Origin of the sequence: Serratia sp. CY56464 (assembly GCF_052168435.1) — a bacterium.
Taxonomy (GTDB): Bacteria; Pseudomonadota; Gammaproteobacteria; order Enterobacterales; family Enterobacteriaceae; genus Serratia; species Serratia marcescens.
Genome location: NZ_JBJNMV010000001.1, coordinates 1,536,855 through 1,562,717 on the forward strand (window position 1 = coordinate 1,536,855; position 25,863 = coordinate 1,562,717).

Below are 25,863 nucleotides of genomic sequence, written 5' to 3' on the forward strand. Positions count from 1 at the left end.
GGTTCAATCCCTCAAGGATGCTTGGAATCGCTGTTTTAGAGCCTCTACGCATTTTGCAACGGTAGCGGCTATCTCCTCTTCTTCCAGTGTACGAGCGGTATCCTGCAATACCAGACTGATAGCCAGGCTCTTGTCACCTTCTGCCACGCCCTTGCCACGGTACACGTCAAACAAGTTTACGCCAACTACCTGATTTGCGCCAACTTTCTTACACTCGGCCAAAATATCTTCTGCGGGGACGTTTTCAGCCACCACAATGGCGATATCACGGCGGTTTGCCGGGAAGCGCGAAATCTCCCGCGCCTGAGGCACGGCGCGGCTCGCAAGCTTGTTCCACTCCAGTTCAAACACCACGGTGCGGCCGTTAAGATCCAGTTTACGTTCAAGTTCCGGGTGAACCACACCGATGAAACCAACGCGTTCGCCATGCAAATAAATCGCCGCACTTTGCCCTGGATGCAGAGCCGGATTGGCTTCCGCCCGGAACTGAATTTCGGATAATTTACCGGTCAGCTCGAGGACAGACTCCAGATCCCCTTTTAAATCATAGAAGTCGACGGGCTTGCGCGCCAGATCCCAATGTTCATCGTGCGTATGGCCGGCGATCACGCCCGCCAGCATGACATCCTGACGGATACCCAGATCTGCCGCACTATCAGGCACAAAGCGCAGACCGCTTTCGAACAGACGCAGACGCGTCTGCTGGCGGTTCTGGTTATACACCACCGCAGACAGCAGGCCGGTCCACAGCGACAGACGCATCGCCGACATTTCTACCGAAATCGGGCTCGGCAGGATCAGCGCTTCTTCATTCGGGTGCAACAACGCCTGCACCTTCGGATCGACGAAGCTGTAGGTGATCGCTTCCTGATAACCGTGATCGACCAGCATGGTCTTCACGCGCTTCAGCGTCAGATCGGCTTCGCGATGCTGGGTCATCACCAGATCGGCGCGGACCGGCACATCCGGGATGTTGTCGTAGCCGTAAACGCGCGCCACTTCTTCCACCAGATCCTCTTCGATCTCCATATCGAAACGCCAGCTCGGCGCGACCGCTTGCCAGCTGTCGCCCTGCTCGGTCACCTGGCAACCCTGGCGGCGCAGAATGTCGCTGACCTGCTCGCTCGGCACCACGTGGCCGATCAGGCGATCCAGTTTCTCGCGGCGCAGCGTGATGGTGGCGCGCTTCGGCAGTTCGTTCTCGTGGGTCACGTCGATAATCGGGCCGGCCTGGCCGCCGCAGATGTCGAGCAGCAGGCGCGTGGCGCGCTCCATCGCTTTGTACTGCAGCGCCGGATCGACGCCGCGCTCATAGCGGTGAGAAGCGTCGGTGTGCAGGCCGTGACGGCGCGCGCGGCCGGTGATCGACAGCGGGCTGAAGAAAGCGCACTCAAGCAGCACGTCCTGAGTTTCCCCGTTGACGCCGGAATGCTCGCCGCCGAAGATGCCGCCCATCGCCAACGCTTTTTGATGATCGGCGATCACTAAGGTGTCGGCGTTCAGTTTGGCTTCGTTACCGTCCAGCAGCGTCAAGGTTTCCCCTTCTTCCGCCATGCGCACCACGATGCCGCCGTCGATGCGGCTCAGATCGAAGGCGTGCATCGGCTGGCCAAGTTCCAACAGCACATAGTTGGTGACGTCGACGACGGCATCGATAGAACGGATACCGCAACGACGCAGTTTTTCACGCATCCACAGCGGGCTTGGCGCCTTGACGTCGATGCCTTTCACCACGCGGCCCAGATAACGCGGACACGCCTGCGGCGCGTCAACGCGGATCGGCAGCGTGGCGTCGATAGTGGCAGCCACCGGGCTCATATCCGGCTCGGTCAGCGCCACCTGGTTCAGTACGCCCACGTCGCGCGCAACGCCGATGATGCCCAGGCAGTCGGCGCGGTTCGGGGTAACGCTGATCTCGATGGTGTTGTCGTTCAGTTTCAGGTAGTCACGGATGTCGGTACCGATCGGCGCATCCAGCGGCAGCTCGATGATGCCGTCATGATCGTCGGAAATGCCCAGCTCGGAGAATGAGCACAGCATGCCTTCCGAAGGCTCGCCGCGCAGCTTGGCGGCCTTGATTTTGAAATCGCCCGGCAGCACCGCGCCCACGGTGGCGACCGCCACTTTCAGGCCGGTACGGCAGTTCGGCGCGCCGCAGACGATGTCGAGCAAGCGATCGCCGCCGACGTTGACCTTGGTGACGCGCAGTTTGTCGGCGTTCGGGTGCTGACCGCACTCGACCACTTCACCCACCACAACGCCGTTAAACGCGCCGGCGACAGGATCCACGCCGTCCACTTCCAGGCCGGCCATGGTGATTTGATCGGATAATGCTTCGCTGCTGATGGCCGGGTTTACCCACTCGCGCAACCAGAGTTCACTGAATTTCATGTGATATTCCCGCCTTACTTAAACTGTTTGAGGAAACGCAGATCGTTTTCGAAGAATGCGCGCAGATCGGTGACGCCGTAACGCAGCATCGTCAGGCGCTCCATGCCCATGCCGAAGGCGAAGCCGGAGTAGACTTCCGGATCGATGCCCACGTTGCGCAGCACGTTTGGATGCACCATGCCGCAGCCCAGTACTTCCAGCCACTTGCCGTTCTTGCCCATCACGTCCACTTCAGCGGACGGCTCGGTGAACGGGAAGTAGGACGGACGGAAACGAACCTGCAGGTCTTCTTCAAAGAAGTTATTCAGGAAATCGTGCAGCGTGCCCTTCAGGTTGGTGAAACTGATGTCTTTATCGACGATCAGCCCTTCCATCTGGTGGAACATCGGGGTGTGAGTCTGATCGTAGTCGTTACGGTAAACGCGGCCCGGCGCAATGATGCGGATCGGCGGCTGTTGGTTCTTCATGGTGCGGATCTGCACGCCGGAAGTCTGGGTGCGCAGCAGGCGCGTGGCGTCAAACCAGAAGGTATCGTGGTCGGCGCGCGCCGGGTGATGCCCTGGAATGTTCAGCGCGTCGAAGTTATGGTAATCGTCTTCAATCTCCGGGCCGGTGGCAACGGAAAAGCCCAACTCGCCGAAGAAGGTTTCGATACGGTCGATGGTGCGGGTCACCGGATGCAAACCGCCGTTCTCCATGCGACGGCCTGGCAGGGAGACGTCGATGGTTTCAGCCGCCAGGCGCGCGTTCAGCGCGGCGCTTTCCAGCGCGTTCTTACGCGCGTTCAGGGCGTCCTGCACTTCTTGCTTGGCCTGGTTGATCACCGCGCCGGCCGCCGGACGGTCTTCCGCCGGTACGTCACGCAGAGACTGCATCTGCAAGGTGAAATGACCTTTCTTGCCAAAATATTCGACGCGCACCAAATCTAACGCGGCAACATCCTGGGCATCTTCTACGGCTGCCTTGGCATTGGCAACCAGCTCTGCGAGATGTGGCATTGCTTTCCTCTTCCTCTGGCCGGGATGGCCCTAAGTAATTGTTATCTATTATTCGAACACGCCTTTGAGCAATCTTCAAAGACTTTTCAATGCGTTGTCGACCAGGCGACTCACCTGCGCGGCACAGGGCCGGCTAAGTGTCTGCCCCCTCGCCGCAGCAGTGTGCAAGGCGAGGCGATGGCCAAAAACAAAAAAGCCTCCACGAGGGAGGCTTAGGCGCTACTTTTCGTTTCTTTTCTTACGCGCGAAGCCTCCTGAAATCAGGCGCTAAAGTAAAAAAAGAAACGAAAAATAGCTGCGTGCATGATTGCGGTACCTTGTCGATGATTGTCCACCAGTGATATAGCGGCGGGCAATAAAAGTCAATATTTGTCGCTGAAAACAAAGATTAAAAGAGGGAGCAAGCTCCCTCTTCAACTGACTTACGCCAGAGCTGCTTTCGCTTTCTCAACCAGTGCGCCGAAGGCCACTTTGTCGAAGACTGCGATGTCAGCCAGGATCTTACGGTCAATTTCGATCGACGCTTTTTTCAAGCCGTTGATGAACTTGCTGTAAGACAGACCGTTCTGACGAGCAGCTGCGTTGATACGTGCAATCCACAGCTGACGGAACTGACGCTTACGTTGACGACGGTCACGGTAAGCGTACTGACCTGCTTTGATTACTGCCTGGAAGGCAACACGATATACGCGCGAACGGGCACCGTAGTAACCTTTCGCCTGCTTCATGATTTTCTTGTGACGTGCGCGTGCAATTACACCACGTTTTACGCGAGCCATATGCTCTCTCCTAAAGTCTTATTCTAAATTCAAAAAAAATGGCTTATGCGTACGGCAGGCACGCGGTAACCAGGACCAGATCGTTTTTAGACACCATGCCTTTCGGACGCAGGTGACGTTTACGCTTGGTTGCTTTTTTGGTCAGAATATGACGCAGGTTGGCATGTTTACGCTTAAAACCACCGCTGCCGGTTTTTTTGAAGCGCTTGGCTGCACCACGTACAGTTTTAATCTTTGGCATTTTAATTAAATCCACTTCGCATTGTTAAACAACGAATCAGTTGGGCGAATAAAACCCACACAGCGCAAGCGCCGCGCGGGTTCCATTACTTGTAAGCCTTACTGTTTCTTCTTAGGAGCGAGCACCATAATCATCTGGCGGCCTTCGATCTTCGTAGGGAAGGATTCGACCACTGCCAGATCCATATCTTCACACAGGTCTTTACGGACGCGGTTAAGCACTTCCATACCGATCTGCTGGTGCGCCATCTCACGCCCGCGGAAACGCAGGGTGATTTTGGCTTTATCGCCATCTTCCAGAAAGCGAATCAGGTTGCGTAGTTTGACCTGATAGTCGCCATCATCGGTGCCAGGACGGAATTTGATTTCCTTGACCTGAATAACTTTTTGCTTCTTCTTCTGTTCTTTCGTCGACTTGCTCTTCTCGTAGAGGAATTTGCCGTAATCCATGATTCGGCAAACTGGCGGTTCGGCATTTGGGCTGATTTCTACTAAATCAACGCCCGCTTCCTCAGCTTTTTCAAGAGCTTCATTCAGACTGACAATACCAATCTGCTCGCCATCGACGCCGGTTAGGCGAACTTCTTGCGCGCGAATTTCTCTGTTAATGCGATTAGGACGCGCCGGTTGAACTCGTTTTCCGCCTTTAATACTTTATTCCTCCAGTTGATGAAGACTACGGCTGCGAATCTCTTTCAGCAGCTTGTCTACGACTTCGTTTACGTCCAGGCTTCCCAGGTCTTTGCCACGGCGGGTACGAACGGCAACTTTGCCTGCTTCGACCTCTTTGTCGCCGCACACCAACATGTAAGGGACTCGACGTAAAGTATGTTCGCGAATTTTAAAGCCAATCTTCTCATTTCTCAAGTCCGCTTTCACGCGAATGCCTGCATCCTGCAGTTTTTTGGTCAATTGCTGGACATAATCAGACTGGCTGTCGGTGATATTCATCACCACCACCTGCACCGGAGCGATCCAGGTCGGGTAGAACCCGGCGTATTCTTCGGTCAGGATACCGATGAAGCGTTCCATGGAGCCCAAAATGGCGCGGTGAATCATTACCGGCACGACGCGATCGTTGTTTTCGCCAACGTACGATGCGCCCAAACGGCCCGGCAAGAAGAAATCGAGCTGCACGGTACCACATTGCCATGCGCGATCCAAACAATCATGCAGGGTAAATTCAATTTTCGGTCCGTAGAAAGCGCCCTCGCCCGGCTGGTATTCGAACGGAATGCCGTTCTCGGTCAGCGCGGCGGCCAGGTCTTCTTCCGCCCGGGTCCACATGTCGTCGGTGCCGATGCGTTTTTCCGGGCGAGTCGACAGCTTGACGGCGATCTTGTCGAAACCGAAAGTGCCGTACACGTCATACACCATGCGGATGCATTCGTTCACTTCGGCGCGCACCTGCTCTTCGGTACAGAAGATGTGGGCGTCATCCTGTGTGAAGCCGCGTACGCGCATCAGGCCGTGCAGGGAACCCGACGGCTCGTTGCGGTGGCAGCTGCCGAATTCGCCCATGCGCAGCGGCAAATCGCGGTACGACTTCAGGCCCTGGTTGAAGATCTGCACGTGGCCCGGGCAGTTCATCGGCTTGATGCAGTATTCGCGGTTTTCCGACGCGGTGGTGAACATGGCGTCTTTGTAGTTTTCCCAGTGGCCGGTTTTTTCCCACAGCACGCGGTCCATCATGAACGGACCTTTCACTTCCTGGTACTGGTACTCTTTGAGCTTCATGCGCACGAAGGCTTCCAGCTCGCGGAAGATAGTCCAACCGTCGTTGTGCCAGAACACCATGCCCGGCGCTTCTTCCTGCATGTGATACAGGTCGAGCTGTTTGCCGATCTTGCGGTGATCGCGCTTGGCCGCTTCTTCCAGACGTTGCAGGTAGGCGTTCAGCTGCTTCTTGTCTGCCCAGGCGGTACCGTAGATACGCTGCAGCATTTTGTTTTTGCTGTCGCCGCGCCAGTAAGCGCCGGAGGTTTTCTGCAGCTTGAAATGGTGGCAGAAACGCATGTTCGGCACGTGCGGACCGCGGCACATGTCGACGTATTCTTCGTGGTGATACAGGCCAGGACGATCGTCATGGCTGATGTTCTCATCCAGGATCGCCACTTTGTAGATTTCGCCGCGCTCGGCGAAGGTGTCGCGGGCTTCTTGCCAGCTGACCTTCTTCTTGATGACGTCGTAATCCTTATCGGCCAACTCGTGCATCCGCTTTTCCAGCAGATCCAGGTCTTCCTGCGTCAGGGTGCGGTCGATATCCACGTCATAATAGAAACCGTTGTCGATCACCGGACCGATCGCCATTTTGGTATCCGGCCACAGCTGCTTGATCGCATGACCCAGCAGGTGCGCGCAGGAGTGGCGCATGATTTCCAGACCGTCTTCGTCTTTGATGGTGATGATGGCCAGCTGCGCATCCGATTCGATCAGATCGCCGGCATCAACCAGTTCGCCGTTGACGCGGCCGGCGATACAGGCTTTCGCCAGGCCAGGGCCGATATCGCGCGCGACATCCATCGGGGAAACGGGGTGGTCGAAATGACGCTGACTACCGTCAGGAAGAGTAATAACAGGCATTAATAATTCCTTATCTACAGTGGTGACCCACACGACAGATCACATGCAGTACGAAAATTGGGTTTTGGGTTTGGTCAGCCAGGTTTCAGATCTCGCCCACAATTGCCAGATTGAAACCTCACTGGGTATACAGAATGGAACGCATACCTTCTCAGCCGCATTCGGCTAAGCGAATAGTATCACTAAAATTGTTCCGGATAAATAAAGCGCCGCCGCCCTCACACTTTCGCTTCATCCGGCGCAAAAACGCCTCTCATGTAGCTGAGAGTGGCCAACAGGCACAGGCCATAGCCCAGCAGTTCGCAGCCCTCTTCCACCATGTTTTTCACTACCCGGTTGTAGCCGTCCAGCATCAGCGTTTGCCACAGCGCGCTCATGCCGAACAGGCGTGAAAACACCAGAATGCACAGCAGGCCGGCGCACATCATGCCGTAGCCGGGATGCGTCGCGAAATAGGTCAGGCCGCGCACCGTAGCCGCAATATGCCGTGCCGCATGCCACAGGCAGGCCAAGGCGACCGCCAGCGCGAACCACACCCAGGCGCCGTGCCACAACGCATCGAAAGCGAAGTCCATCTCGCGGATCAGCATGCAGAGAAAGAAACCACCGACCAGCATCCAGGCGGAGCGGCGTTCCACCTGCCGCCGGGCCGCGGCGAAAAAACCGCCGGAGATGGCGAGCAGCAACAGTTCCTGCGCCGCTTCGGTCAGCGAGGTTTCATGCACGAAGTTATGCAACCAGTGCACATCGATAAACACCAGGCCGACCAATGCCGCCATGAAGGCGGCGGAAAGCGCGAATGCGCTGATTTTCCCCAGTAAAAATTTCAGTTCGTCTTGCATAATCAATCTCGTTATCGTTTTAAAGCGCGCCTATGGTAGGCAGCTGAGCCTGTGGGGTGTAGCAATTGGTGCGCAACGTCGGCCTTTGCCGGTCAACTGCAGCGAAAAAGGCCATAAAACACAAAAACTGCGCATTTTTTCTGAGCGCAGGCCATTTTATCGCCGTTGTCGGTGATGCCGCCGCCTCGCGTGGCGCGCTCTGCCGCCAGCCGCTATCCTGAAAGCTGTCCGTTCCAATCGAGACTTATGCAGAACATGAACCGGTTACTTGCGGTCCTCGTCGTGGCATGCGCGGTATTGGCGATGCTGCATGGGCTGATGCATTTTGGCGTGCGTTCGGCGCCGCGGGCGATTGCGGTCAACGAAGCGCCGTTGGGATGTGAGGATGAACCTGAGCTCGCCGGCGAGTGCAACGGCAATGATGAAACGCCGGCCGACGGTTAATTAACGTTACGAGCTATCCCCATTGCCGCCAGGCGCGCGGCAGGCTAGGCTGTTTAGCTCATGGGCCGCCGCTTGGCGGCCTGAACGTTGCACAGGGAGTCTACTTTATGACGGGTATTTTGCAGTTATTCCAGGCCATCGGACTGGGTTTGGTGCTGCTGTTGCCGCTGGCCAACCCGCTGACCACGGTGGCGTTGCTGCTCGGCTTGTCCGGCAATATGACGCGCGAAGAGCGCAATCAGCAGTCGCTGATGGCCTCGGTTTATGTGTTCTGCATCATGACGGTGGCGTTTTACGCCGGGCAGGTGGTGATGAACACCTTCGGCATTTCGATCCCCGGCCTGCGCATCGCCGGCGGCCTGATCGTCGCCTTCATCGGTTTTCGCATGCTGTTCCCGCAGCAGAGCCCCGAAGACGCGCCGGAGGTGGAGAGCAAGTCGCACGAGCTGCGCCACAAGACATCGGCCAACATCGCCTTCGTGCCGTTGGCCATGCCGAGCACCGCCGGGCCGGGCACCATCGCGATGATCATCAGCTCGGCGTCGAGCGTCAAAGCGAACTCGCTGGGTTTTGAACCCTGGGTGTTGGCCGTGGCGCCGGTCGCCATCTTCCTGACGGTCGCGGTGATCCTGTGGGCCTGCCTGCTCAGTTCCGGCGCCATCATGCGGTTGGTGGGGAAAAGCGGCATCGAGGCGATCTCGCGCCTGATGGGGTTCCTGCTGGTGTGCATGGGCGTACAGTTCATTATCAACGGCGTGCTGGAGATCATCTCCACCTATACGCCGGCCGCCTGATCATACAAAACGGGCGCGATCGTCGCGCCCGTTGCCGTTATTTCCCCGCCGGCGCCTGCGCGCCCAAAACGCCCTTGCCTTCCGGCACTTCGGTAAAGCGACTGAGGATCTCGCTGTAGGTCTTGGCCGGATCCAGATCCGGGAACTGCGCCGGATAGATAAACTTCGCCAGATACTCCAGCCCCACGATGTTGTACGGGTGGTTGTAGAAGTTATGGTAGATGCCGTAGAACCGCCCTTCCTTCACCGCCGACACCTGTGAGAACCCCGGGCGCTGTTTCATGCGGTTGAAGGCCTCATCCACCTGTTGCTGCGTCACGCCATAGCCGAACGGCACCGCGGCATTGGTCTTGCTGGCCCACTGTGAGCCGGAAACGATGTAGGCATCCGGTTTCATGGCGATCACTTTTTCCAGCGCCACGTCGCCGGTCGCGCCCGGCAACAGCGCAGAGCCGATGTTGCGCGCGCCGACCGCCTCGACCAACGCGCCCCAGCCGACGTGCGCATGGGTGAAGCAGCAGGATTCCAGACCATTCAGACCGGCCTTGGCTTCGAAGAACACCAACGGTTTGGGCTCCACCGCCTGCGTTTTGGCCAGAATGGCCTGATAATGCTGCTGATAAAAATCGGTATATTGCTTGGCTTCGCTTTCGCGGTTGAGGGTTTCCCCCAACAGCGTCACGCTTTTCGGCGTGTTTTCCACCGGCTTGAGCATGGTATCGATAAACAACACCGGCACGTTCAGCGCCTTCAGCTTATCCAGCACGCCGGTTTGGCTCAGCGAAGGCTTGGAGCGCAGCTGGGCGATCATCAGATCGGGCCGCTTGGCGATCACGCTCTCCAGATTCACTTCGCCTTTATCGCTGAATCCCATGTCGATGATGTTTTTCGCCGCCGGCCATTTGCTCTGCAAGATATCCCAGGTCGCCGCGTCGCTTTTCTTCAGCAGGTTATTCCAGGCCACCAGCCGGCCGAACGGGTTGGCGCGATCGAGCAGCGCCAGCGTGAGAATGTCGCGCCCGTCCTGCACCACGATGCGTTTCGGCTCCTGCTGGAGGGTGACCGTCTGGCCGGAGGTGTCGGTCAGGGTCAACGGATAGGTAGTGGCCATCGCCGGAGAGGCGAGCAAGGCGGCGCAAACCAGCGCCGGCAAAGTGATTCGACGGTGCACGAAAAACTCCTTGGTCATGAATACATTCAGGAAATACTAATGAGAATGGCTTGCATTATCAAAGGTAACGCCCGGCATGTCGGCGATTAATTGCAAAGAGATGTGTAAAGGAAGGATAAGAGGCGCGCCGGAAGCGGCGCGCCCAGGGGATCACATCAGGCCGTAGATCAGCGCCGACAGCGCAATCAGGCCCATCACCAGCACGAAGACGTTGCTCGCCGCGCGGTACTGGCGCATGGCCGGCACCGCACGCACGGCGTACATCGGCAGGATAAACAGGATCGCTGCAATCAGCGGGCCGCTGATGGTTTCGATGATGTGCAGCGCGCTGGGGTTCCACACCGTCGCCGCCCAGGTGAGCAGGAACAGCGACGCCGCCGAGATGCGGTGCGTCATGCGCGAAGTGAGCGGCTTGCCGACCGCGCGCGTGACGCCGTCGATCAGGCTGGTCGCCCCTTCCGTCACCCCCAGCGACGTGCCGAGATAGGACTTGGCCATCGCCAGCATCGCCATCACCGGGCCAAGGTAGGCGATCAGCGGGTTGGAGAACTTGTTGGCCAACGTGGTCAGCACCGTGATGTTCTGCTCTTTCGCCTGCAGCATGTCTTCATGAGACAGGCTCAGCACGCAGCTGAACACGAAGAACAGCACGGTAACGCAGATCAGCACATAGCTATAGCGCATGATGCGCGCGCAGCGGCGTTCCGCCTTGTCGCCGTACAGGCTCTTCTGGGTCGAGGCGAAGGAAGAGATGATCGGCGCATGGCTGAAGGAGAACACCATCACCGGCACGGCCAGCCACAGCGAATGCCACAGCCCCGGCGTGTCGAAGCGGGTGGCGGCCAGGCCGTGCACGAAGTTGGCGGTATTCCAGCTCGGCATCAGATAGAGCGAAATGCCCATCAGGAACACCAGCAGTGGGAACACCAGCATGCCCATCGCCGCCACGATGCTGTCTTTGCCGCGCAGCAGCACCAGATTGAGCACCACCACCACCGCCAGGCTCAGCCAGATGCGCGGCAGCGGGGCCACGTGGAACTGATGGATCAGGAAGCTGTCCAGCGCGTTGGTGATCGAAATGCTGTACACCAGCACGATCGGGAAGAACGCCATCAGATACAGCATCATGATGATTTTGCCGGCCAGCACGCCGAAGTGTTCCACCACCACATCGTGAATGTTGCCATCGCGGCTGGAGCCGGAAAGCACGAAGCGGCTGAGCGCGCGGTGCGGCAAATAGGTCAGCGGGAAAGCGAACAGCGCCATCAACAGCAGCACCAGCGGGCCGTTCAGGCCGGCGTTGATCGGCAAGAACAGCGTACCGGCGCCCACCGCAGTCGCATAGAGACCGAACATCCAGACGGTGTCGGTTTTGTTCCATTTGGCAGTCTGAGCGGCCGTCAGCGTGCCTGAATCGGGAGAAATCGTACTCATGAGACAGTCTACCTTAATCTGCGGCGACAACGATTGCGCCTAACGGGATATCCTTCTCCGCGAGTTTTTTAATAATAATCAGTGAATTAAAGCGATATTTCATACTTACGCCTGATGAAAGGACGGCAAAGGATAATGAAAAATCCGCTGCGGGTCTATGTTTTATCGGCTGAATGAACGATTTGCGAACACATTGTGCTGAAAAAAACGGCGCGCTCAGTAAAAACTAAGGGCCCCTTGCGGAGCCCTTAAGCGGTTTATTTCTTCGCGTCCGGATGGTCCGGCACCTCGGCGCTGCCCATCTCCTTCTCGTCGCGGATCATCGAGCGGTCTTTACGCACGTCGGCCACGTCGGAAGCGCTCACCGGTTTGGCGCTGTTGCCCCAGCTGGAGCGGATGAAGTTCACCACGTCCGCCACCTGCTGATCGTTCAGACGCCAGCCAAACGGCGGCATGGTGATGTTGGATACCGCCCCCTGCACCGCCGGCGTAGTGTTGCCGGTCAGCACGATGTGGATCAGCGAAGTCGCGTCCTCGGTCTGCACCACCGGATTGCCCTTCAGCGACGGGAAGGCGCGCTTGTAGCCCACGCCGTCGGTGCGGTGGCAGGCCGCGCAGTTATCGACATACAGCGCCGCGCCGGGCTTGCTGTCGTCGCCGCGCCACAGATCCTTGGCCACGCTGTCTTCGACCGGCGCCGCCTGCTGCTTGCCGTCTTTCGGCGGCAGCGATTTCAGGTAGCGCGCGATGGCGGTCAGATCGTCGTCGCTCAGGTATTGCAGGCTGTGCTCCACGACGTCGCTCATGCCGCCGAACACGATGGCTTTGTCGTTACGGCCGGTTTTCAGGAACTCTGTCAACTCGGTTTCGCTCCAGCTGCCCAGGCCATCCTTGCGGTCGCCGCGCAGGCTGGAAGCCACCCAACCGTCGATCGGCGCGTTGCTGCCGGACAGGTAGTCGTCGCTTTCGCTGTTGCTCAACGCTTTTTCCTGCATGGTGATGCTGCGCGGGGTATGGCAAGCGCCGCAGTGGCCCAGGCCTTCCACCAGGTAGCGGCCGCGTTCAATCACCGGATCGGCCTTGGCGTCGGCAACGAAGTCCGCCGGCGACGGCGCAAACATGCCACGCCAGATGCTCAGCGGCCAGCGCATCGACAGCGGCCACGGGATGTCGGAGTCCTTGTTGGCCTGTTCCACCGGCTGCACGCCGTGCATGAAATAGGCATACATGGCGCGCATGTCGTCCTCTTTCACCAGCGCGAACGACGGGTACGGCATCGCCGGGTACAGGGTGCTGCCGTTTTTGGCTACGCCCTTACGCACCGCGTTGTCGAAATCCTCGAAGCTGTAATCGCCGATGCCGGTTTTCTTGTCCGGCGTGATGTTGGTCGAGTAGATGGTGCCGATCGGCGTCTCCATCGCCAAGCCGCCGGCGAAGGTTTTGCCGCTCTTGCCATCAGTATGGCAGGCCACGCAGTCACCGGCGCGCGCCAGGTACTCGCCGCGCTTGATCAGCTCGCTGCTGACGGTGGCGTCCTGCGCCCAAACGGAAAAACTCACTGCACTGAGAACCAGTGCCGGTACAAATGCTTTCATCGTTCGCCGTCCTTATGCCTGCACCAATGGGCCTGGGTTTTTCAGATACTGCTCGCGAATGGCGCGGGCAGACCAGTAAGCCAGCGCCGCCACGGTGCCGGTCGGGTTGTAGCCCAGTCCTTGCGGGAAGGCCGATGCGCCGATCGAGAACACGTTGTGCACGTCCCAGCTCTGCAGATAGCGGTTGACCGCGCTGGTCTTCGGATCTTCCCCCATCACCGCACCGCCGTTCATGTGGGTAGTCTGGTAGCTGGTGGTGTCGAAGTGGCTGTTGGCGTTTTTCGGGCTGCCGGCGATCAGTTTCGGGTTCATCGCCTTGGCGATCGGCGCCATCTTGTCGTACATGAACTGCGCCATCTTGATGTCGTTTTCCTGCCAGTCGAACGTCATGCGCAGCAGCGGCTGGCCGAACACGTTCTTGTAGTTGGGATCGAGATCCAGATAGTTGTTGCGGTACGACTGGTGCGCGCCGTGGGCGTCCATTGAGACGTGATGGGTATAGGCATCCGCCACCGCCGCTTTCCACTTGCTGCCCCAGGCCGGGGTGCCCGGCGGGGTCGGCAGGCCGGAGATCGGCTTGGTGCCCGCCTGGTTGACCCAGAACGGCGAACCGCCGACGAAGCCTTCTTTGGCGTGATCGAAGTTGTCGGCGTTGAAGTCATCCACGCCCACGCCGTTGCCGCCGGCGCCGATGAACGGGTTGGTGAACACGTCTTTATCAAAGAACGCCTTGATGGTGGTCATGTTCTGGTAGGCGAAGTTGCGCCCGACCACGCCTTCGCCGGTCACCGGATCGTAAGGCTTGCCGATGCCGGACAGCAGCATCAGGTGCACGTTGTGGAACTGGAACGCGCCCAGGATCACCAGATCGGCCGGCTGTTCAATCTCACGGCCCTGCGCATCGACGTAGTTCACGCCGGTGGCGCGGGATTTGTCGTCGGTCAGGTTGACCTTCAGCACGTTGGCATTGGTGCGCAGCTCGAAGCGTTTCTCCATGCGCAGCGCCGGCAAGATGTTGACGTTCGGCGAGGCCTTGGAATACATGTAGCAGGCGTAGCCGCTGCAGAAACCGCAGAAGTTGCACGGGCCCATCTGCGCGCCGTACGGGTTGGTGTAAGAATCCGAGGTGTTGGCGGACGGCAGGTTGTAGGGGTGGTAACCCACCTCCAGCGCCGCTTTCTCGAACAGCTGAGCGGAGTAGGTATTTTTCTGCGCCGGCAGCGGGAAGTCGTCGGAGCGATCCGGCGCAAAGCGGTTACCGCCCTTCTGCGCCACTTTCTGCCCTTTGATGGTCCAGGCGGTGCCGGAGGTGCCGAACACTTTCTCCGCCTTGTCGAAGAACGGCTCCAGCTCGTCGTAAGTCACGCCGAAGTCCTGGATGGTCATGTCCTTCGGAATGAAGTTTTTGCCGTAACGCTCTTCATAATGGCTGCGCATGCGCAGTTCGATCGGATCGACGCGGAAATGCACGCCCGACCAGTGCAGGCCGGCGCCGCCGACGCCGGTGCCCGGCAGGAACGCCGCCAGTTGGCGGTAAGGCACCGCGGTCTGGCTGCTGTTATGGCGAATGGTGACGGTGCTTTTCGACAGATCCTGGAACAGCTTGCGCCGAATGTTATAGGTCAGCTCGTCGATCACCTGCGGGTAAGAACCGTCCGGATAGGTGTCGCGCATCGGGCCGCGCTCCAGCGCCACCACGTTGAGGCCGGCCTCGGTCAGCTCTTTGGCCATGATCGCGCCCACCCAGCCGAAGCCGACGATCACCGCGTCTACTTTTTTCATTACCGTTGCCATGGTTAGCCCCTCTCCCCACGAATCGAGACCGGCGGGAAGGGATAACGCTCCCCTCGCTCAACCCAGTCCATAAAATCGGCGCGCGCGCCCGGAAAATTAATCAGCTTCCAGCCAACCATGTCTTTGTTGCCGCCATGGACAGGATCGCTGAAGAAACCTTCACGGGTGTTTTGCAGCAGATAGGAGAAGAACAGTTTCGACGGCAGTTGCTGGAACTCCGCCTCGCCGGACTCGAACTTTTGCAGCAGGGCATCTTGCTGCGCGCCATCCAGTTCGGCGAAGGGTTTGCCGGCGTTTTTCTTGCTGTAGGCGTCGGCGTCTGCGATGCCGAGATTGTAGATTTGCTTGGGCACCAGCGGCAGCTGATAGCCCATTTCCTTCGGCACATCGGGGTTGAACGGCCCCTGCATGTACCAGATGGAACCGGTGGCGTACGGGGTATTCATCTGGCGATCGATAAACTCCGGCACGCCGGCTTCCAGCGCGCCGGGGCCGCGTTCGTCGGCCGGGATCAGGCGCGCGACGGCAGCCTTGATGAAGGCCCACTCTTCCGGGGTGAAAAAGGTCGGTTGGTAATCGTTCTGCGTTGAGGTGTTCGAGGCCGCGACCGCCGGTGTCGGTGCCGTCAGCGCGCCAACGCCGCTGCCACCAATTACCGCCGCAGGAATTAAGGTCATCGATTTCAACAAGAAATCGCGCCGCGAATTGTTGGTTTTATGATTCGACATGTCACATTCCATCCAAAGATAGTCACAACTATTTAACCGCAACCTTGCGATCGATACGGGTTTTTAAAATAATTTGTTACTTATTTGTATATTTATTGAAGGTCAGAATGCGCACAAAAGCAAAAATGTTACCGGTAACTTATTGAATGAACGTAAAGATTTATCTGCTAACGTAAATTTAACTTTTTGTGCGGTTTTTCCGATAAGCGGTGAGGAAATAACGAAAAATGAGAGGTGGGTCGCGCACTGGAACGGTGCCGAAAACAAAATCGGCCGCGTTAAGCGGCCGACTCGACAAAAAAGAGGATTACTGCGACATCGCCTGATAGGCGGTGGTCACCTTCCACAAATAGCGCGGCGCCTGCGGCGCCGGGTGCTTTTTCTGGATGTGCTGATAAAACTCATCCGGGCTCATCTGATTGATGCGATTGACCGCCACGCGCTTGTCCGAGGAGAAGGTGCGCAACATGGCGCCCGCCCCGTTCACGTACGAAACGATAGTGGCGTAACGTAAAGTCTGTGGGTTATTGATCCCGGCTAGCTGCTGGCTTTGAAGAATATTGATATAGGCCGTTCCCAGATCAATATTGACCGCCGGATCCTTCAGCTCACGCGAGCTGGGTTGCCCGCTTCGTCCCTTCATGCGATAGGCGTCGCGGCCGGCGGTAGAAGCCTTAAGCTGCATCAATCCCACTGCGTTCGAGGTGCTGACCACGTTCGGGTTAAACCCGGACTCCACCTGAATAATCGCTTTAATCAGCGTTTCGTCAACGCCATAGTTGCTGGCCGCCTGACGAATGTAATCGTTATAAGCAACCGGGGTGCCCGTGCGGTTTACCGGTGCCTGCGGAGGGGGTTTTAACCAACCGCCGCGCGTTGTGCCACTGCCTGAAATATTGCTTGCCGTTTGCGGGTCTTTGGCGCACCCCGACAAAAGTAAAATTGCCGTAAGGCAACCTATTTTTGTTTTCACAGAATCCCTCACTCCTTTCAATGAGTTGCGTAGCATATACAACTTGTAAGGACACCTGCAGTAATTTTTTGGGCTAATCTCAAGCTATCCATATACCAAGAGGTGATTTATGAGTCAATCTGCAACAAGCTGCTTTGTGGTGACTTTTCGCTATCAGGAAGCGGGATTAACCGACCTGGCGAAGCTGACCGGGCAATTGACGCGCGAAGGTTTTGTCACGTCGGTGACAGACGAAAATGGCGTTCACCACGAACTCGGCAGCAACAGTTTTGCGTTCATAACCGTGTTGGATCAAGAGGATGTACTGCGCCTGGCGCAGGGGTTCGGGCAGTTGGCATTGGGAAAACAGCCGGAGGTGGCGATATGCAGCTGTGAGGACTACCTTCAGCGGTTACATACTGATACATAAAATGCTATAACTCCCCGGACGGTATTATTTTTTCAGTTGGAGAAATACCCCGCCGGCGGTGGGCAAGTGACGCTTGACTTCGCTTCAATTGATATTGATAATCATTTTCATTTGAACCAGGAGACGTCATCATGCCATTGATAAGTTGCGCTTTTCATCGCAGTCGCCCTTCCCGCGCTGCCGCTCTGTTACGCCCTTTTACGCTCGCCTGCCTGCTGCTCGGCGCCGCCTTGGTCAGTCAAAACGCGCTGGCGGAAAAAAAGCTGCGCGTGGTGACCACCTTCACCATCATTCAGGATATCGCCCAGAACGTGGCCGGTGACGCCGCCGTGGTGGAATCCATCACCAAGCCGGGCGCCGAGATCCACGACTATCAACCGACCCCGCGCGACATCGTCAAGGCGCAGCACGCCGACCTGATCCTGTGGAACGGCATGAACCTGGAGCGCTGGTTCCAGCGTTTCTTCGAAAACATCAAGCAGGTGCCGGCGGCGGTAGTCACCGAAGGCATTACCCCGCTGCCGATCCGCGAAGGGCCCTATAACGGCAACCCGAACCCGCATGCCTGGATGTCGCCAAGCAACGCGCTGGTGTATATCGAGAACATTCGCAAGGCGCTGGTGGAGCACGATCCGGCCAATGCGGAAACCTATAACCGCAATGCCAAGGCCTACGCAGAGAAAATCGGCGCGCTGGACGCCCCGCTGCGCGAACGCCTGGCGCGCATTCCGGCCGCACAGCGTTGGCTGGTGACCAGTGAAGGCGCTTTCAGCTACCTGGCGCAGGACTATCAGTTGAAAGAGGTTTATTTGTGGCCGATCAACGCCGATGAGCAAGGCTCGCCGCAGCAGGTGCGCCGGGTGATCGACGCCGTGCGCGCCCACCATATTCCGGTGGTGTTCAGCGAGAGCACCATTTCCGACAAGCCGGCCAAGCAGGTGGCGAAAGAAACCGGCGCCAAATACGGCGGCGTGCTGTACGTAGACTCGCTGTCCACTCGCGATGGCCCAGTGCCGACCTACATCGACCTGCTCAACACCACCGTGCAAACCATCGCCAAAGGATTCGATCAATGACCCATGAACCGTTTGCCCGTCCGGAGTTGAACGTGGACAACGTCACCGTGACCTACAACAACGGACACACCGCCATTCACAACGCCAGCTTTACCCTGAGCGGCGGTTCGATCTGCGCGCTGGTCGGTGTCAACGGCAGCGGCAAATCGACGCTGTTCAAAAGCATCATGGGGCTGGTCAAACCCACCAGCGGCCGGGTTTCGCTGAGCGACAAACCGGTGGCGGACGCGCTGAAAAAGAACCTGATCGCCTACGTGCCGCAAACCGAAGACGTCGACTGGAACTTCCCGGTGCTGGTGGAAGACGTGGTGATGATGGGCCGCTACGGCAAGATGAATTTCCTGCGCATTCCGTCACGTGAGGACAGGTTGTGGGTCGACAAGGCGCTGGAGCGCGTCGGCCTCAGCGAGCTGCGCGGCCGGCAGATCGGCGAGCTGTCCGGCGGCCAGAAAAAGCGCGTGTTTCTGGCGCGCGCGTTGGCGCAACAGGGCACCGTGCTGCTGCTGGATGAGCCATTCACCGGCGTGGATGTGAAAACCGAGAATGCCATTATCGAGCTGCTTCGCGCATTGCGCGACGAGGGGCATCTGATCCTGGTCTCCACCCACAACCTCGGCAGCGTGCCGGAGTTTTGCGATCGGGTGATCCTCATCAACCGCACGGTGCTGGCCGCCGGCCCGACCGAAACCACCTTCACGCAGAGCAACCTGGAGCAGGCGTTCGGCGGCGTGCTGCGCCATATCAACCTCTCCGGTCCGGATCTGCACGACGACAACGATCCGCGTACCGTTACGGTGTTGACCGACGATGAACGCCCGGCGGTGTTCTACGGCCACACCAAGAGCGATCCGCCGGCCAACAGCCAGGCCAGGGAGAAACAATCCTGATGCTGGACCTTCTGCTGCAACCTTTCAGTTATAACTACATGGTGAAAGCCATCTGGGTCAGCGCCATCGTCGGCGCCGCCTGCGCGTTCCTGTCCGCCTATCTGATGCTGAAAGGGTGGTCGCTGATGGGCGATGCGCTGTCGCACTCGGTGGTGCCCGGCGTGGCCGGCGCCTATGCCCTCGGCCTGCCCTACGCCGCCGGCGCCTTCTTCACCGGCATGCTGGCGGCGCTGGCGATGACGCTGGTGCGCCACATCACCCGGCTGCGCGAAGACGCCATCATCGGCTTTATCTTCTCCACCTTCTTCGCCGTCGGCCTGCTGATCGTGTCGCTCAACCCCACCTCGGTCAACGTACAGTCGATCATCTTCGGCAATATCCTCGGCATCGCCGACGAAGACGTGCTGCAGGTGGAAATCATCATCGGCGTTTCGCTGCTGATCCTGTGCCTGGTGTGGAAAGACCTGCTGGCGGTATTCTTTGACGAAAGCCACGCGGTGTCGATCGGCCTGTCGCCGCTAAAGCTGAAGATCCTGTTCTTCACCCTGCTCAGCGCCTGCACCGTCGCCGCGCTGCAAACCGTCGGCGCCATTCTGGTGATCGCCATGGTGATCACCCCGGGCGCCACCGCCTACCTGCTGACCGACCGCTTCAGCCGGTTGGTGATCATCGCCATCATCATCGGCGCATTGACCAGCGGCGTCGGCGCCTATCTGAGTTTCTTCCTCGACGGCGCCACCGGCGGCGTGATCGTCACCCTGCAAACGCTGGTGTTCCTGGCGGCGTTCTTCTTCGCGCCGAAACACGGCCTGCTGGCGGCAAAACGTCGCGTGGCGCATTCGCAAACCGGAGGCCGCTGATGGACACGCTCTACCAACTGCTCAGCGAACCCTTCGCCTACCCGTTCATGCAGCGAGCGATCGTCGCCGCCATCGTTACCGGCGTGGTGTGCGCCGTGCTCTCCTGCTATCTGGTGCTCAAAGGCTGGTCGCTGATGGGCGATGCCATCTCGCACGCGGTGCTGCCCGGCATCGTAGTGGCGTTCGTGGTCGGCATTCCGCTGGCGATCGGCGCCTTCCTTTCCGGCATCTTCTGCGCGGTGGCCACCGGCTACCTGAAAGAGAACAGCCGGGTGAAAGAAGACACTGTGATGGGCATCGTTTTCTCCGGCATGTTCGCCTTCGGCCTGGTGCTGTTCTCGCGCATCGACACCGACCAGCACCTGAGCCACATTCTGTTCGGCAACATGCTGGGCATCACCGACGGTGAGCTGAAGCAAACCCTGCTGATTGCCGGCATCACCCTCGCGGTGGTGTTGCTCAAGCGCAAAGACTTCATGCTGTACTGTTTCGACCCGCACCACGCCCGGGTGATTGGCCTGCCGGTCAAGCTGCTGCACTACGGGCTGCTGTGCCTGCTGGCGATGACCATCGTCGCCTCGCTGCAGGCCGTAGGGGTGATTTTGGTGATCGCCATGCTGATCGCCCCCGGCATCATCGCCTTTATGCTGTGCCGCCGGTTTGATCGCATGCTGATGGCGGCGACGGTGGTGTCGGTGTTCTCCTGCGTGCTCGGCACCCTGATCAGCTTCCACATCGACGGCGCCACCGGGCCCTGCATCGTCATCGTGCAGGCCGTGCTGTTCGTTGTCGCCTTGTTGTACAGCAAGCTGCGTCCGTTACAGGGTAACAAAAAAGCCCCGATGGGCAGTTAAACGCCCCTCTGATGCGGCGGGGTTCCCCGCCGCATCCTATCTTTCCCTCGCTTATCCGTTGTCATCAAGTTGCAACCGGTATTGCGCTTAAATTAATCAATAGGGTATATACTTTGAGCTGGCGAGCCGTTGAAAAAATCGCCGCCTTTGACGCCGGCTGTGCGCCGCGTCGTGTTTTCACCACGGGAAAGACGCTAACCTAATGAATTATCAGGCAGCACAGAGGGGGAGATACCATGTGGCAAGCCGTTAGTCGTCTGTTAAGTGAACATCTTGGCAGCGCAGAGATACGCGAAAGGATTGAACTGCCCGGGGGCGACATTCACCCGGCGTGGCGCGTGAGTTACGGTGATAACGAGGTGTTCGTGAAATGCGACGCCCGGGAACAACTGCCGATATTCACCGCCGAAGCCGATCAGCTGGCGTTGCTGGCGCGCAGCAAAAGCGTGCGGGTGCCGGAAGTGTACGGCGTCGGCAGCGATCGCGACTACAGCTTCCTGCTGCTGGAGTATCAGCAGCTGAAACCCCTCGATGCTCACGGCGCCTACTGCCTGGGCCAGCAGCTGGCGCATTTGCACCAGTGGAGCGAGCAACCGCAGTTCGGTCTCGACTTCGACAGCGATCTGACCACCACTCCGCAACCCAACGCCTGGCAGCGCCGCTGGTCGGAATTCTTCGCCGAGCAGCGCATCGGCTGGCAGCTGCAGCTGGCCGCGGAGAAAGGCATGACCTTCGGCGATATCGACGACATTGTCGATCGGGTGTATCTGCGCTTGCAGCACCACCAGCCGCAACCGTCTCTGTTGCACGGCAACCTGTGGCCGGGCAACTGCGCGATGACCGCCCACGGGCCGATTCTGTTCGACCCGGCCAGTTACTGGGGCGATCGAGAGTGCGATTTGGCGATGCTGCCGCTGTATCCGGAGCTGCCGCCGCAGATCTACGACGGCTATCAGAGCGTGTGGCCGCTGGGGGCCGGGTTTATCGAGCGCCAGCCGCTGTATCAGCTGTACTACCTGCTCAACCGCAGCAACCTGTTCGGCGGCCAGCATCTGGTGGCTGCACAACGCGCGGTGGAGGCGCTGTTGCAGCCGGAGGCGTCATAACGTTCCGGGGCGCCGAGCGGCGCCCCGTTGATGGCTCAGGCCGCGCCGGCCAATTGCCCTAACAAGCGGATCACGAACCAGGCGATCACCGCAATCACGATCGGCAGGATGTACAGCGGGAAGTACTGCAGGAAGATGGTGTGGTGCGGCAGCGTGATACGCTCCTCCAACTGCTGGCGCGTGTGCCCTTCGCTGCCCTTGGCCTGCTCCAGGATCATCTGATCTTCCAGCCCTTCGCGAATGAACTTGACCTGACGTGACATGCGCGCGCCGGAAGCCTGCAAGGCCAGCCCGACGAAGATCAATATATAGATGATGATGAACATCAAATTGGCGCCGCTGAACAGGCTTTTATCCACGTCAGGCACCGGCGAGTTGTACCAGAAAAGGTTCAGGAACGGCGTATTGAAACGCACCATATCCACCATCACGTGGACAAAATCCAGCATCACTGCGTTGATGCCTTTGGTTTTTTCACTGTGCTGATAGATAAAGCCCAGCACGGAAATCAGCGTCGACAGCAACGCCGGGATAAAAACCACCCATCCGAGAATGCGTTTCAAAATGGCGATACGCCCGGCCTGTTGATACGTCATGTGTTCCCCTTGTTAGCGACGTAACCGAATCGGCTAAGTCTACCTGCAGTTGGCGAAACTCGCCCACCGTTTTCTTCATTCCCGCTGTGCTACAAGCTTAGCCGAATTAGTCGAAATCAAAAACTTAACCGCGCCGGCACACTATCATTGAAGAGATAACGTTATCCATTCGGGCAGAGGCCGCCATGATTCGACTGATTATCTTATTGCTGGGCGCGCAGGCGCTGCATGGCCAGCGCCGCCTGCTGGTGCTGTTCGGTTGGCTGTGGATAGCCGCAGGGGCGCTGATGCTGTTCGACATACTGCAGGATGGCCGGTCGGTGCTGGCGCTGGATGCGCTGGCGGTCATCCTGGCGCTGGAGGGGTTGGTGGCGGTATCCGCCGCGCTGGTGATCGGCTCTTCGGCCAGCAGGCCGGTGCTGCTGAAAGGATTGGGTTTTGTCTTTATGGCTTTTTTAATGCTGGACGTGCCCGCAGACGATAACATCGTCGCCACCGTGGTGTTTGGCAGTGCACTGCTGCTTGACGGCGCCGTGCGCATCGCCTCCTCCACGGTGATTCAGCACAGTCGATGGAAAGGCGTGGCGCTGGCGGGCGGCGGCGAGATCCTGCTTTCATTGATGATTTTTGTCGGCTGGCCGGCGCCGCATCGGATGACGGTGCCCTTTTGCCTCGGCGTGATGATGGTGCTTTCCGGCTGGGCCTTATTGCGTATCGCCCGCAGACTGACAAACTTCTCTCTGAATCAGCACCCCGCGCGGCAGCCACCGCCCCCGGAGGATGAGACTGCGCCGCTCACGGTGTATGTCTGGACACCGATTGGTGCGGCTAAAGATCCGCGCCGGCGTTACATCGTCGACCGATACATCGCGGCGGTCGACGGCGGCGGCAATATCTCCACCGGTCACGCCGCCCTGGCGCTCGCGCCGGATGTGTATATCAGTCACTACCCGCTCAACGACATCAGCCATTCCGTTCAAGATTTCCGCCAGTTGTTGCATGCCGGCGATCAAAACAACGTCGATGGGCGCTTTCTGCCCGACCTGCCGGGCGAGATCGCCAGTTGGTGCCCACCGGACAAGAAAATTCAGTTCTATCGCTATAACCCGGCGGCGCTGCGCGCATTCTGGCTGCGTTATCGGCAGGACGCCACCTACAACCTGACTCGGCGCAACTGCTCCACCACGGTCATCGGCGCGCTCGACAGCGCGTTGGAAGGCGTGCTGGGCGATAAACATCTGTGGCGCCGTTTTCTGCTGCTGGTGCTGGATCCCAACCTGTGGATGCTGGCGGTACTGCGCAGCCGTGGCGAAAGCATGACCTGGACGCCAGGCTTGGTGCTGGACTATGCGCGCATGTTGCAACAGGTTACCGAGCGCCAGCACCAACGTTGGTGGCTAAAGCTGCGCGAAATGTGGACTATCCTTCGCTTTGGCAAAAGCCACTCGCGCAGGCAAAGATTTTAGTCTCGCCGCCGGCGATGATAGAGTGTCGGCACATTCACCCGCGCCGACAGGAGTTAACCGCTAATGGCTTATTCGCAACGCATTGAAACCGCAATTTTTGATATGGACGGCTTGTTGATCGACTCGGAACCGCTGTGGCTGCAGGCCGAGCTGGATATCTTCGGTGCGCTGGGTTTGGATCTGTCCGATCGTCACAAGCTGCCGGACACGCTGGGGCTGCGCATCGATCTGGTGGTGAAGATGTGGTACCAGGCGATGCCGTGGCAAGGGGTTTCGCTCGATGAGGTGTCGGCGCGGATTATCGAGCGCGCCATCGAGCTGGTGCACGAGACGCGCCCGCTGCTGCCGGGCGTTCAGCAGGCGCTGGAGCTGTGCCGCCGCCAGGGGCTGAACATCGGTCTCGCCTCCGCCTCGCCGCTGCACATGCAACGGCAGGTGCTGAAGATGTTCGATCTTGAAGGTTACTTCGATCAGCTGGTTTCCGCCGAATACCTGCCATACAGCAAGCCGCACCCGGAGGTCTACCTGATCGCCGCCGAACGCCTGGGCAGCGATCCGCTGCGCTGCATCACGCTGGAAGACTCCTTTAACGGCATGATCGCCACCAAGGCCGCGCGCATGCGTTCCATCGTCATCCCGGCGGCCGAATACCGTCACGATCCGCGCTGGGCGCTGGCAGACCACAAGCTGGAGACCCTGGAACAGCTCACTGCCGCTCACTTTGCCTGACCAGCGGCGCCGGCCGCCGGCGCCCTGCGTTTGCCGCCCTGCGCCATAAAAGGGATCCGTACCGCAAAATAAACAAAACAGCGTTTCATTATTATTGAATTAGCATGTTGTTATTATTATGCTGGGCGGCAGGAAAGCGACGGTCCGCGGAGCGTTGTCACTGCCACGCAGCGCTGTTTAGGGCCGCCGCTTCCTCCCGCCACACGCCAAGCCACCGTCCTTTTTTCTCATCTTAATGCATCGCCCATTGCCCGCTTTTTATTCTCGCCCGTCAAAATCGATGATTTGTTACGCATTGCCGTAACAAGCCGTTGTAAAACAGGGAAAAATAAACAATTAGTTACAGGGTAACTGCTTCCACTACTGGGAATTTTCCCATATACTGGATAAATTAACAGTTTACCAGCCGGAATCGCAACAGCATGACCGCGGAAGGACACCTTATATTCTCTGTCGCTTGCGCGATCTTCGCCAAGAAGGCGGAAGTGACGCCAGAGCTGGCTACCGGCGACTGGTGGCACATCATACCCGCCGCGCTGCTGACCTCGCTGCTGCCGGACATCGATCACCCCAAGTCGGTGCTGGGCCAGCGCCTGCGCTGGATCGCCTTGCCCATCGCCCGCGCCTTCGGCCACCGCGGTTTCACCCACAGCCTGCTGGCGATCGCCGGCGGCATGGCGCTGTTCCAGCTGGACGTGCCGCGCAGTTGGCCGATCCCGGCCGACGCGCTGCACGCCATGATCATCGGTTACTTCAGCCATCTGCTGGCCGATATGCTCACCCCCGCCGGCGTGCCGCTGCTGTGGCCATGCCGCTGGCGTTTTCGCCTGCCGCTGCTCAACTCGCAAAAAGGTAACCAGCTGGAGCGGGTGCTGTGTCTGTGCCTGGTGGCGTTTGCCATCTGCTGGCAAGGTGATTTCACCCTGCCGGTGCAATCCTATGTCGAGCAAATCAGAAATATCAGACTCTGATCACAAAAAAACGCTTAACCCATCACCTTGATGTATATAAAACAAACAAAAACACACAAAAAGCTATATCAAATTCCATTTGGATATAAGTGGGCCACTCGGCAAACTGTTACGATATTTACATCGCGACATACGTGATGCGT

Annotated in this window: 26 protein-coding genes and 1 other annotated feature; of the genes, 11 read left to right on the top strand and 15 right to left on the bottom strand. The window is 58.6% G+C overall.

Features of this window, described 5'->3' with window-relative positions; genetic code table 11:
* Window positions 1-3: 3 nt before the first annotated feature.
* The 8 genes from pheT to ACJ8KE_RS07460 all read right to left on the bottom strand — a co-directional run bounded on the left by pheT (window position 4) and on the right by ACJ8KE_RS07460 (window position 7,833).
* Window positions 4-2,391 carry a phenylalanine--tRNA ligase subunit beta gene (gene pheT, locus ACJ8KE_RS07425; RefSeq protein ID WP_442517189.1) on the bottom strand — a complete coding sequence of 796 codons (2,388 nt, stop codon included), beginning with the start codon at window positions 2,389-2,391 and terminating at the stop codon, window positions 4-6.
* A gap of 14 nt (window positions 2,392-2,405) precedes the next feature.
* The gene (pheS, locus tag ACJ8KE_RS07430) at window positions 2,406-3,389 is read right to left on the bottom strand and encodes a phenylalanine--tRNA ligase subunit alpha (RefSeq protein WP_004931416.1); all 984 of its coding nucleotides are present in this window, start codon (window positions 3,387-3,389) and stop codon (window positions 2,406-2,408) included.
* 186 nt (window positions 3,390-3,575) lie between these two features.
* Window positions 3,576-3,698 (bottom strand) — a sequence feature (Phe leader region).
* Window positions 3,650-3,694 carry a pheST operon leader peptide PheM gene (gene pheM, locus ACJ8KE_RS07435; RefSeq protein WP_121626058.1) on the bottom strand — a complete coding sequence of 15 codons (45 nt, stop codon included), beginning with the start codon at window positions 3,692-3,694 and terminating at the stop codon, window positions 3,650-3,652. (Overlaps the previous feature by 45 nt.)
* Window positions 3,699-3,811: 113 nt before the next feature.
* A complete protein-coding gene (gene rplT, locus ACJ8KE_RS07440) occupies window positions 3,812-4,168 on the bottom strand; it encodes a 50S ribosomal protein L20 (protein ID WP_004931417.1) in 357 nt (118 codons plus the stop codon).
* A gap of 43 nt (window positions 4,169-4,211) precedes the next feature.
* Complete coding sequence (rpmI, locus tag ACJ8KE_RS07445; protein WP_004931418.1) at window positions 4,212-4,409, bottom strand: 50S ribosomal protein L35; 198 nt, start codon at window positions 4,407-4,409, stop codon at window positions 4,212-4,214.
* 98 nt (window positions 4,410-4,507) lie between these two features.
* A complete protein-coding gene (gene infC / locus ACJ8KE_RS07450; RefSeq protein ID WP_048233542.1) occupies window positions 4,508-5,059 on the bottom strand; it encodes a translation initiation factor IF-3 in 552 nt (183 codons plus the stop codon).
* 3 nt (window positions 5,060-5,062) lie between these two features.
* Window positions 5,063-6,991, bottom strand: a complete 1,929-nt coding sequence (gene thrS, locus ACJ8KE_RS07455; protein WP_025159696.1) for a threonine--tRNA ligase — start codon at window positions 6,989-6,991, stop codon at window positions 5,063-5,065.
* A 218-nt stretch (window positions 6,992-7,209) separates the two neighbouring features.
* On the bottom strand, window positions 7,210-7,833 hold the full coding sequence (locus ACJ8KE_RS07460) for a hypothetical protein (protein WP_239441796.1): 624 nt from the start codon (window positions 7,831-7,833) through the stop codon (window positions 7,210-7,212).
* Window positions 7,834-8,079: 246 nt separating this feature from the next.
* Here ACJ8KE_RS07460 and ACJ8KE_RS07465 point away from each other — a divergent pair, with 246 nt between their 5' ends.
* A complete protein-coding gene (locus ACJ8KE_RS07465; protein WP_050072186.1) occupies window positions 8,080-8,277 on the top strand; it encodes a hypothetical protein in 198 nt (65 codons plus the stop codon).
* A 107-nt stretch (window positions 8,278-8,384) separates the two neighbouring features.
* Window positions 8,385-9,071: a MarC family NAAT transporter gene (locus tag ACJ8KE_RS07470; protein ID WP_016927970.1), complete on the top strand. Its 687-nt coding sequence runs from the start codon at window positions 8,385-8,387 to the stop codon at window positions 9,069-9,071.
* 37 nt (window positions 9,072-9,108) lie between these two features.
* Here the strand turns inward: ACJ8KE_RS07470 and ACJ8KE_RS07475 are convergent, their stop codons facing one another.
* The 6 genes from ACJ8KE_RS07475 to ACJ8KE_RS07500 all read right to left on the bottom strand — a co-directional run bounded on the left by ACJ8KE_RS07475 (window position 9,109) and on the right by ACJ8KE_RS07500 (window position 16,766).
* Window positions 9,109-10,242: an ABC transporter substrate-binding protein gene (locus ACJ8KE_RS07475; protein WP_421085665.1), complete on the bottom strand. Its 1,134-nt coding sequence runs from the start codon at window positions 10,240-10,242 to the stop codon at window positions 9,109-9,111.
* 150 nt (window positions 10,243-10,392) lie between these two features.
* Complete coding sequence (locus tag ACJ8KE_RS07480) at window positions 10,393-11,676, bottom strand: serine/threonine protein kinase (protein ID WP_033640513.1); 1,284 nt, start codon at window positions 11,674-11,676, stop codon at window positions 10,393-10,395.
* 257 nt (window positions 11,677-11,933) lie between these two features.
* Entirely contained in the window at window positions 11,934-13,271 is a 1,338-nt protein-coding gene (locus ACJ8KE_RS07485) for a c-type cytochrome (protein WP_442517190.1), read from the bottom strand.
* A 12-nt stretch (window positions 13,272-13,283) separates the two neighbouring features.
* Window positions 13,284-15,065 (bottom strand): GMC family oxidoreductase, encoded by a 1,782-nt coding sequence (locus ACJ8KE_RS07490; protein ID WP_004931432.1) that lies wholly within the window; start codon window positions 15,063-15,065, stop codon window positions 13,284-13,286.
* Between the two features lie 2 nt (window positions 15,066-15,067).
* Window positions 15,068-15,793: a gluconate 2-dehydrogenase subunit 3 family protein gene (locus ACJ8KE_RS07495; RefSeq protein WP_048795863.1), complete on the bottom strand. Its 726-nt coding sequence runs from the start codon at window positions 15,791-15,793 to the stop codon at window positions 15,068-15,070.
* Between the two features lie 307 nt (window positions 15,794-16,100).
* A complete protein-coding gene (locus ACJ8KE_RS07500; RefSeq protein WP_004931439.1) occupies window positions 16,101-16,766 on the bottom strand; it encodes a transglycosylase SLT domain-containing protein in 666 nt (221 codons plus the stop codon).
* 109 nt (window positions 16,767-16,875) lie between these two features.
* Between ACJ8KE_RS07500 and ghoS the strand changes: the two genes are divergently transcribed.
* The 6 genes from ghoS to ACJ8KE_RS07530 all read left to right on the top strand — a co-directional run bounded on the left by ghoS (window position 16,876) and on the right by ACJ8KE_RS07530 (window position 21,958).
* Window positions 16,876-17,175 (top strand): type V toxin-antitoxin system endoribonuclease antitoxin GhoS, encoded by a 300-nt coding sequence (ghoS, locus tag ACJ8KE_RS07505; protein WP_016927977.1) that lies wholly within the window; start codon window positions 16,876-16,878, stop codon window positions 17,173-17,175.
* 131 nt (window positions 17,176-17,306) lie between these two features.
* A complete protein-coding gene (locus ACJ8KE_RS07510; RefSeq protein WP_079449311.1) occupies window positions 17,307-18,251 on the top strand; it encodes a metal ABC transporter substrate-binding protein in 945 nt (314 codons plus the stop codon).
* Entirely contained in the window at window positions 18,248-19,138 is an 891-nt protein-coding gene (locus ACJ8KE_RS07515; RefSeq protein ID WP_442517191.1) for a manganese/iron ABC transporter ATP-binding protein, read from the top strand. Before ACJ8KE_RS07510 ends, ACJ8KE_RS07515 begins: the two co-directional genes overlap by 4 nt.
* Complete coding sequence (gene yfeC / locus ACJ8KE_RS07520) at window positions 19,138-19,998, top strand: iron/manganese ABC transporter permease subunit YfeC (protein ID WP_049300231.1); 861 nt, start codon at window positions 19,138-19,140, stop codon at window positions 19,996-19,998. Before ACJ8KE_RS07515 ends, yfeC begins: the two co-directional genes overlap by 1 nt.
* Complete coding sequence (locus ACJ8KE_RS07525) at window positions 19,998-20,852, top strand: metal ABC transporter permease (RefSeq protein WP_261105372.1); 855 nt, start codon at window positions 19,998-20,000, stop codon at window positions 20,850-20,852. Before yfeC ends, ACJ8KE_RS07525 begins: the two co-directional genes overlap by 1 nt.
* 236 nt (window positions 20,853-21,088) lie before the next feature.
* Window positions 21,089-21,958 carry a fructosamine kinase family protein gene (locus ACJ8KE_RS07530; protein ID WP_004931452.1) on the top strand — a complete coding sequence of 290 codons (870 nt, stop codon included), beginning with the start codon at window positions 21,089-21,091 and terminating at the stop codon, window positions 21,956-21,958.
* A gap of 35 nt (window positions 21,959-21,993) precedes the next feature.
* On the opposite strand, the gene ACJ8KE_RS07535 is transcribed toward ACJ8KE_RS07530, so the two are convergent.
* On the bottom strand, window positions 21,994-22,554 hold the full coding sequence (locus tag ACJ8KE_RS07535) for a YniB family protein (protein ID WP_004931453.1): 561 nt from the start codon (window positions 22,552-22,554) through the stop codon (window positions 21,994-21,996).
* A 185-nt stretch (window positions 22,555-22,739) separates the two neighbouring features.
* Between ACJ8KE_RS07535 and ACJ8KE_RS07540 the strand changes: the two genes are divergently transcribed.
* The 3 genes from ACJ8KE_RS07540 (at window position 22,740) to ACJ8KE_RS07550 (ending at window position 25,720) form a co-directional block, all read left to right on the top strand.
* Window positions 22,740-24,020, top strand: coding sequence for an HdeD family acid-resistance protein (locus ACJ8KE_RS07540; protein WP_234214204.1), 1,281 nt, complete (start codon window positions 22,740-22,742; stop codon window positions 24,018-24,020).
* Between the two features lie 63 nt (window positions 24,021-24,083).
* Window positions 24,084-24,749, top strand: coding sequence for a hexitol phosphatase HxpB (gene hxpB, locus ACJ8KE_RS07545; protein ID WP_016927985.1), 666 nt, complete (start codon window positions 24,084-24,086; stop codon window positions 24,747-24,749).
* Window positions 24,750-25,171: 422 nt separating this feature from the next.
* On the top strand, window positions 25,172-25,720 hold the full coding sequence (locus ACJ8KE_RS07550; protein ID WP_004931456.1) for a metal-dependent hydrolase: 549 nt from the start codon (window positions 25,172-25,174) through the stop codon (window positions 25,718-25,720).
* The last annotated feature ends 143 nt before the right edge of the window (window positions 25,721-25,863 follow it).

Coding starts and splice junctions, on each gene's coding strand:
- ACJ8KE_RS07510 (WP_079449311.1), top strand. CDS start 17,307: ATGCCATTGATAAGTTGCGCTTTTCATCGCAGTCGCCCTTCCCGCGCT.
- ACJ8KE_RS07480 (WP_033640513.1), bottom strand. CDS start 11,676: ATGAGTACGATTTCTCCCGATTCAGGCACGCTGACGGCCGCTCAGACT.
- ACJ8KE_RS07535 (WP_004931453.1), bottom strand. CDS start 22,554: ATGACGTATCAACAGGCCGGGCGTATCGCCATTTTGAAACGCATTCTC.
- pheS (WP_004931416.1), bottom strand. CDS start 3,389: ATGCCACATCTCGCAGAGCTGGTTGCCAATGCCAAGGCAGCCGTAGAA.
- ACJ8KE_RS07460 (WP_239441796.1), bottom strand. CDS start 7,833: ATGCAAGACGAACTGAAATTTTTACTGGGGAAAATCAGCGCATTCGCG.
- ACJ8KE_RS07550 (WP_004931456.1), top strand. CDS start 25,172: ATGACCGCGGAAGGACACCTTATATTCTCTGTCGCTTGCGCGATCTTC.
- yfeC (WP_049300231.1), top strand. CDS start 19,138: ATGCTGGACCTTCTGCTGCAACCTTTCAGTTATAACTACATGGTGAAA.
- ACJ8KE_RS07470 (WP_016927970.1), top strand. CDS start 8,385: ATGACGGGTATTTTGCAGTTATTCCAGGCCATCGGACTGGGTTTGGTG.
- thrS (WP_025159696.1), bottom strand. CDS start 6,991: ATGCCTGTTATTACTCTTCCTGACGGTAGTCAGCGTCATTTCGACCAC.
- rpmI (WP_004931418.1), bottom strand. CDS start 4,409: ATGCCAAAGATTAAAACTGTACGTGGTGCAGCCAAGCGCTTCAAAAAA.
- ACJ8KE_RS07540 (WP_234214204.1), top strand. CDS start 22,740: ATGATTCGACTGATTATCTTATTGCTGGGCGCGCAGGCGCTGCATGGC.
- ACJ8KE_RS07530 (WP_004931452.1), top strand. CDS start 21,089: ATGTGGCAAGCCGTTAGTCGTCTGTTAAGTGAACATCTTGGCAGCGCA.
- ACJ8KE_RS07485 (WP_442517190.1), bottom strand. CDS start 13,271: ATGAAAGCATTTGTACCGGCACTGGTTCTCAGTGCAGTGAGTTTTTCC.
- ACJ8KE_RS07525 (WP_261105372.1), top strand. CDS start 19,998: ATGGACACGCTCTACCAACTGCTCAGCGAACCCTTCGCCTACCCGTTC.
- hxpB (WP_016927985.1), top strand. CDS start 24,084: ATGGCTTATTCGCAACGCATTGAAACCGCAATTTTTGATATGGACGGC.
- pheT (WP_442517189.1), bottom strand. CDS start 2,391: ATGAAATTCAGTGAACTCTGGTTGCGCGAGTGGGTAAACCCGGCCATC.
- ACJ8KE_RS07465 (WP_050072186.1), top strand. CDS start 8,080: ATGCAGAACATGAACCGGTTACTTGCGGTCCTCGTCGTGGCATGCGCG.
- ACJ8KE_RS07495 (WP_048795863.1), bottom strand. CDS start 15,793: ATGTCGAATCATAAAACCAACAATTCGCGGCGCGATTTCTTGTTGAAA.
- rplT (WP_004931417.1), bottom strand. CDS start 4,168: ATGGCTCGCGTAAAACGTGGTGTAATTGCACGCGCACGTCACAAGAAA.
- ACJ8KE_RS07515 (WP_442517191.1), top strand. CDS start 18,248: ATGACCCATGAACCGTTTGCCCGTCCGGAGTTGAACGTGGACAACGTC.
- ghoS (WP_016927977.1), top strand. CDS start 16,876: ATGAGTCAATCTGCAACAAGCTGCTTTGTGGTGACTTTTCGCTATCAG.
- ACJ8KE_RS07490 (WP_004931432.1), bottom strand. CDS start 15,065: ATGGCAACGGTAATGAAAAAAGTAGACGCGGTGATCGTCGGCTTCGGC.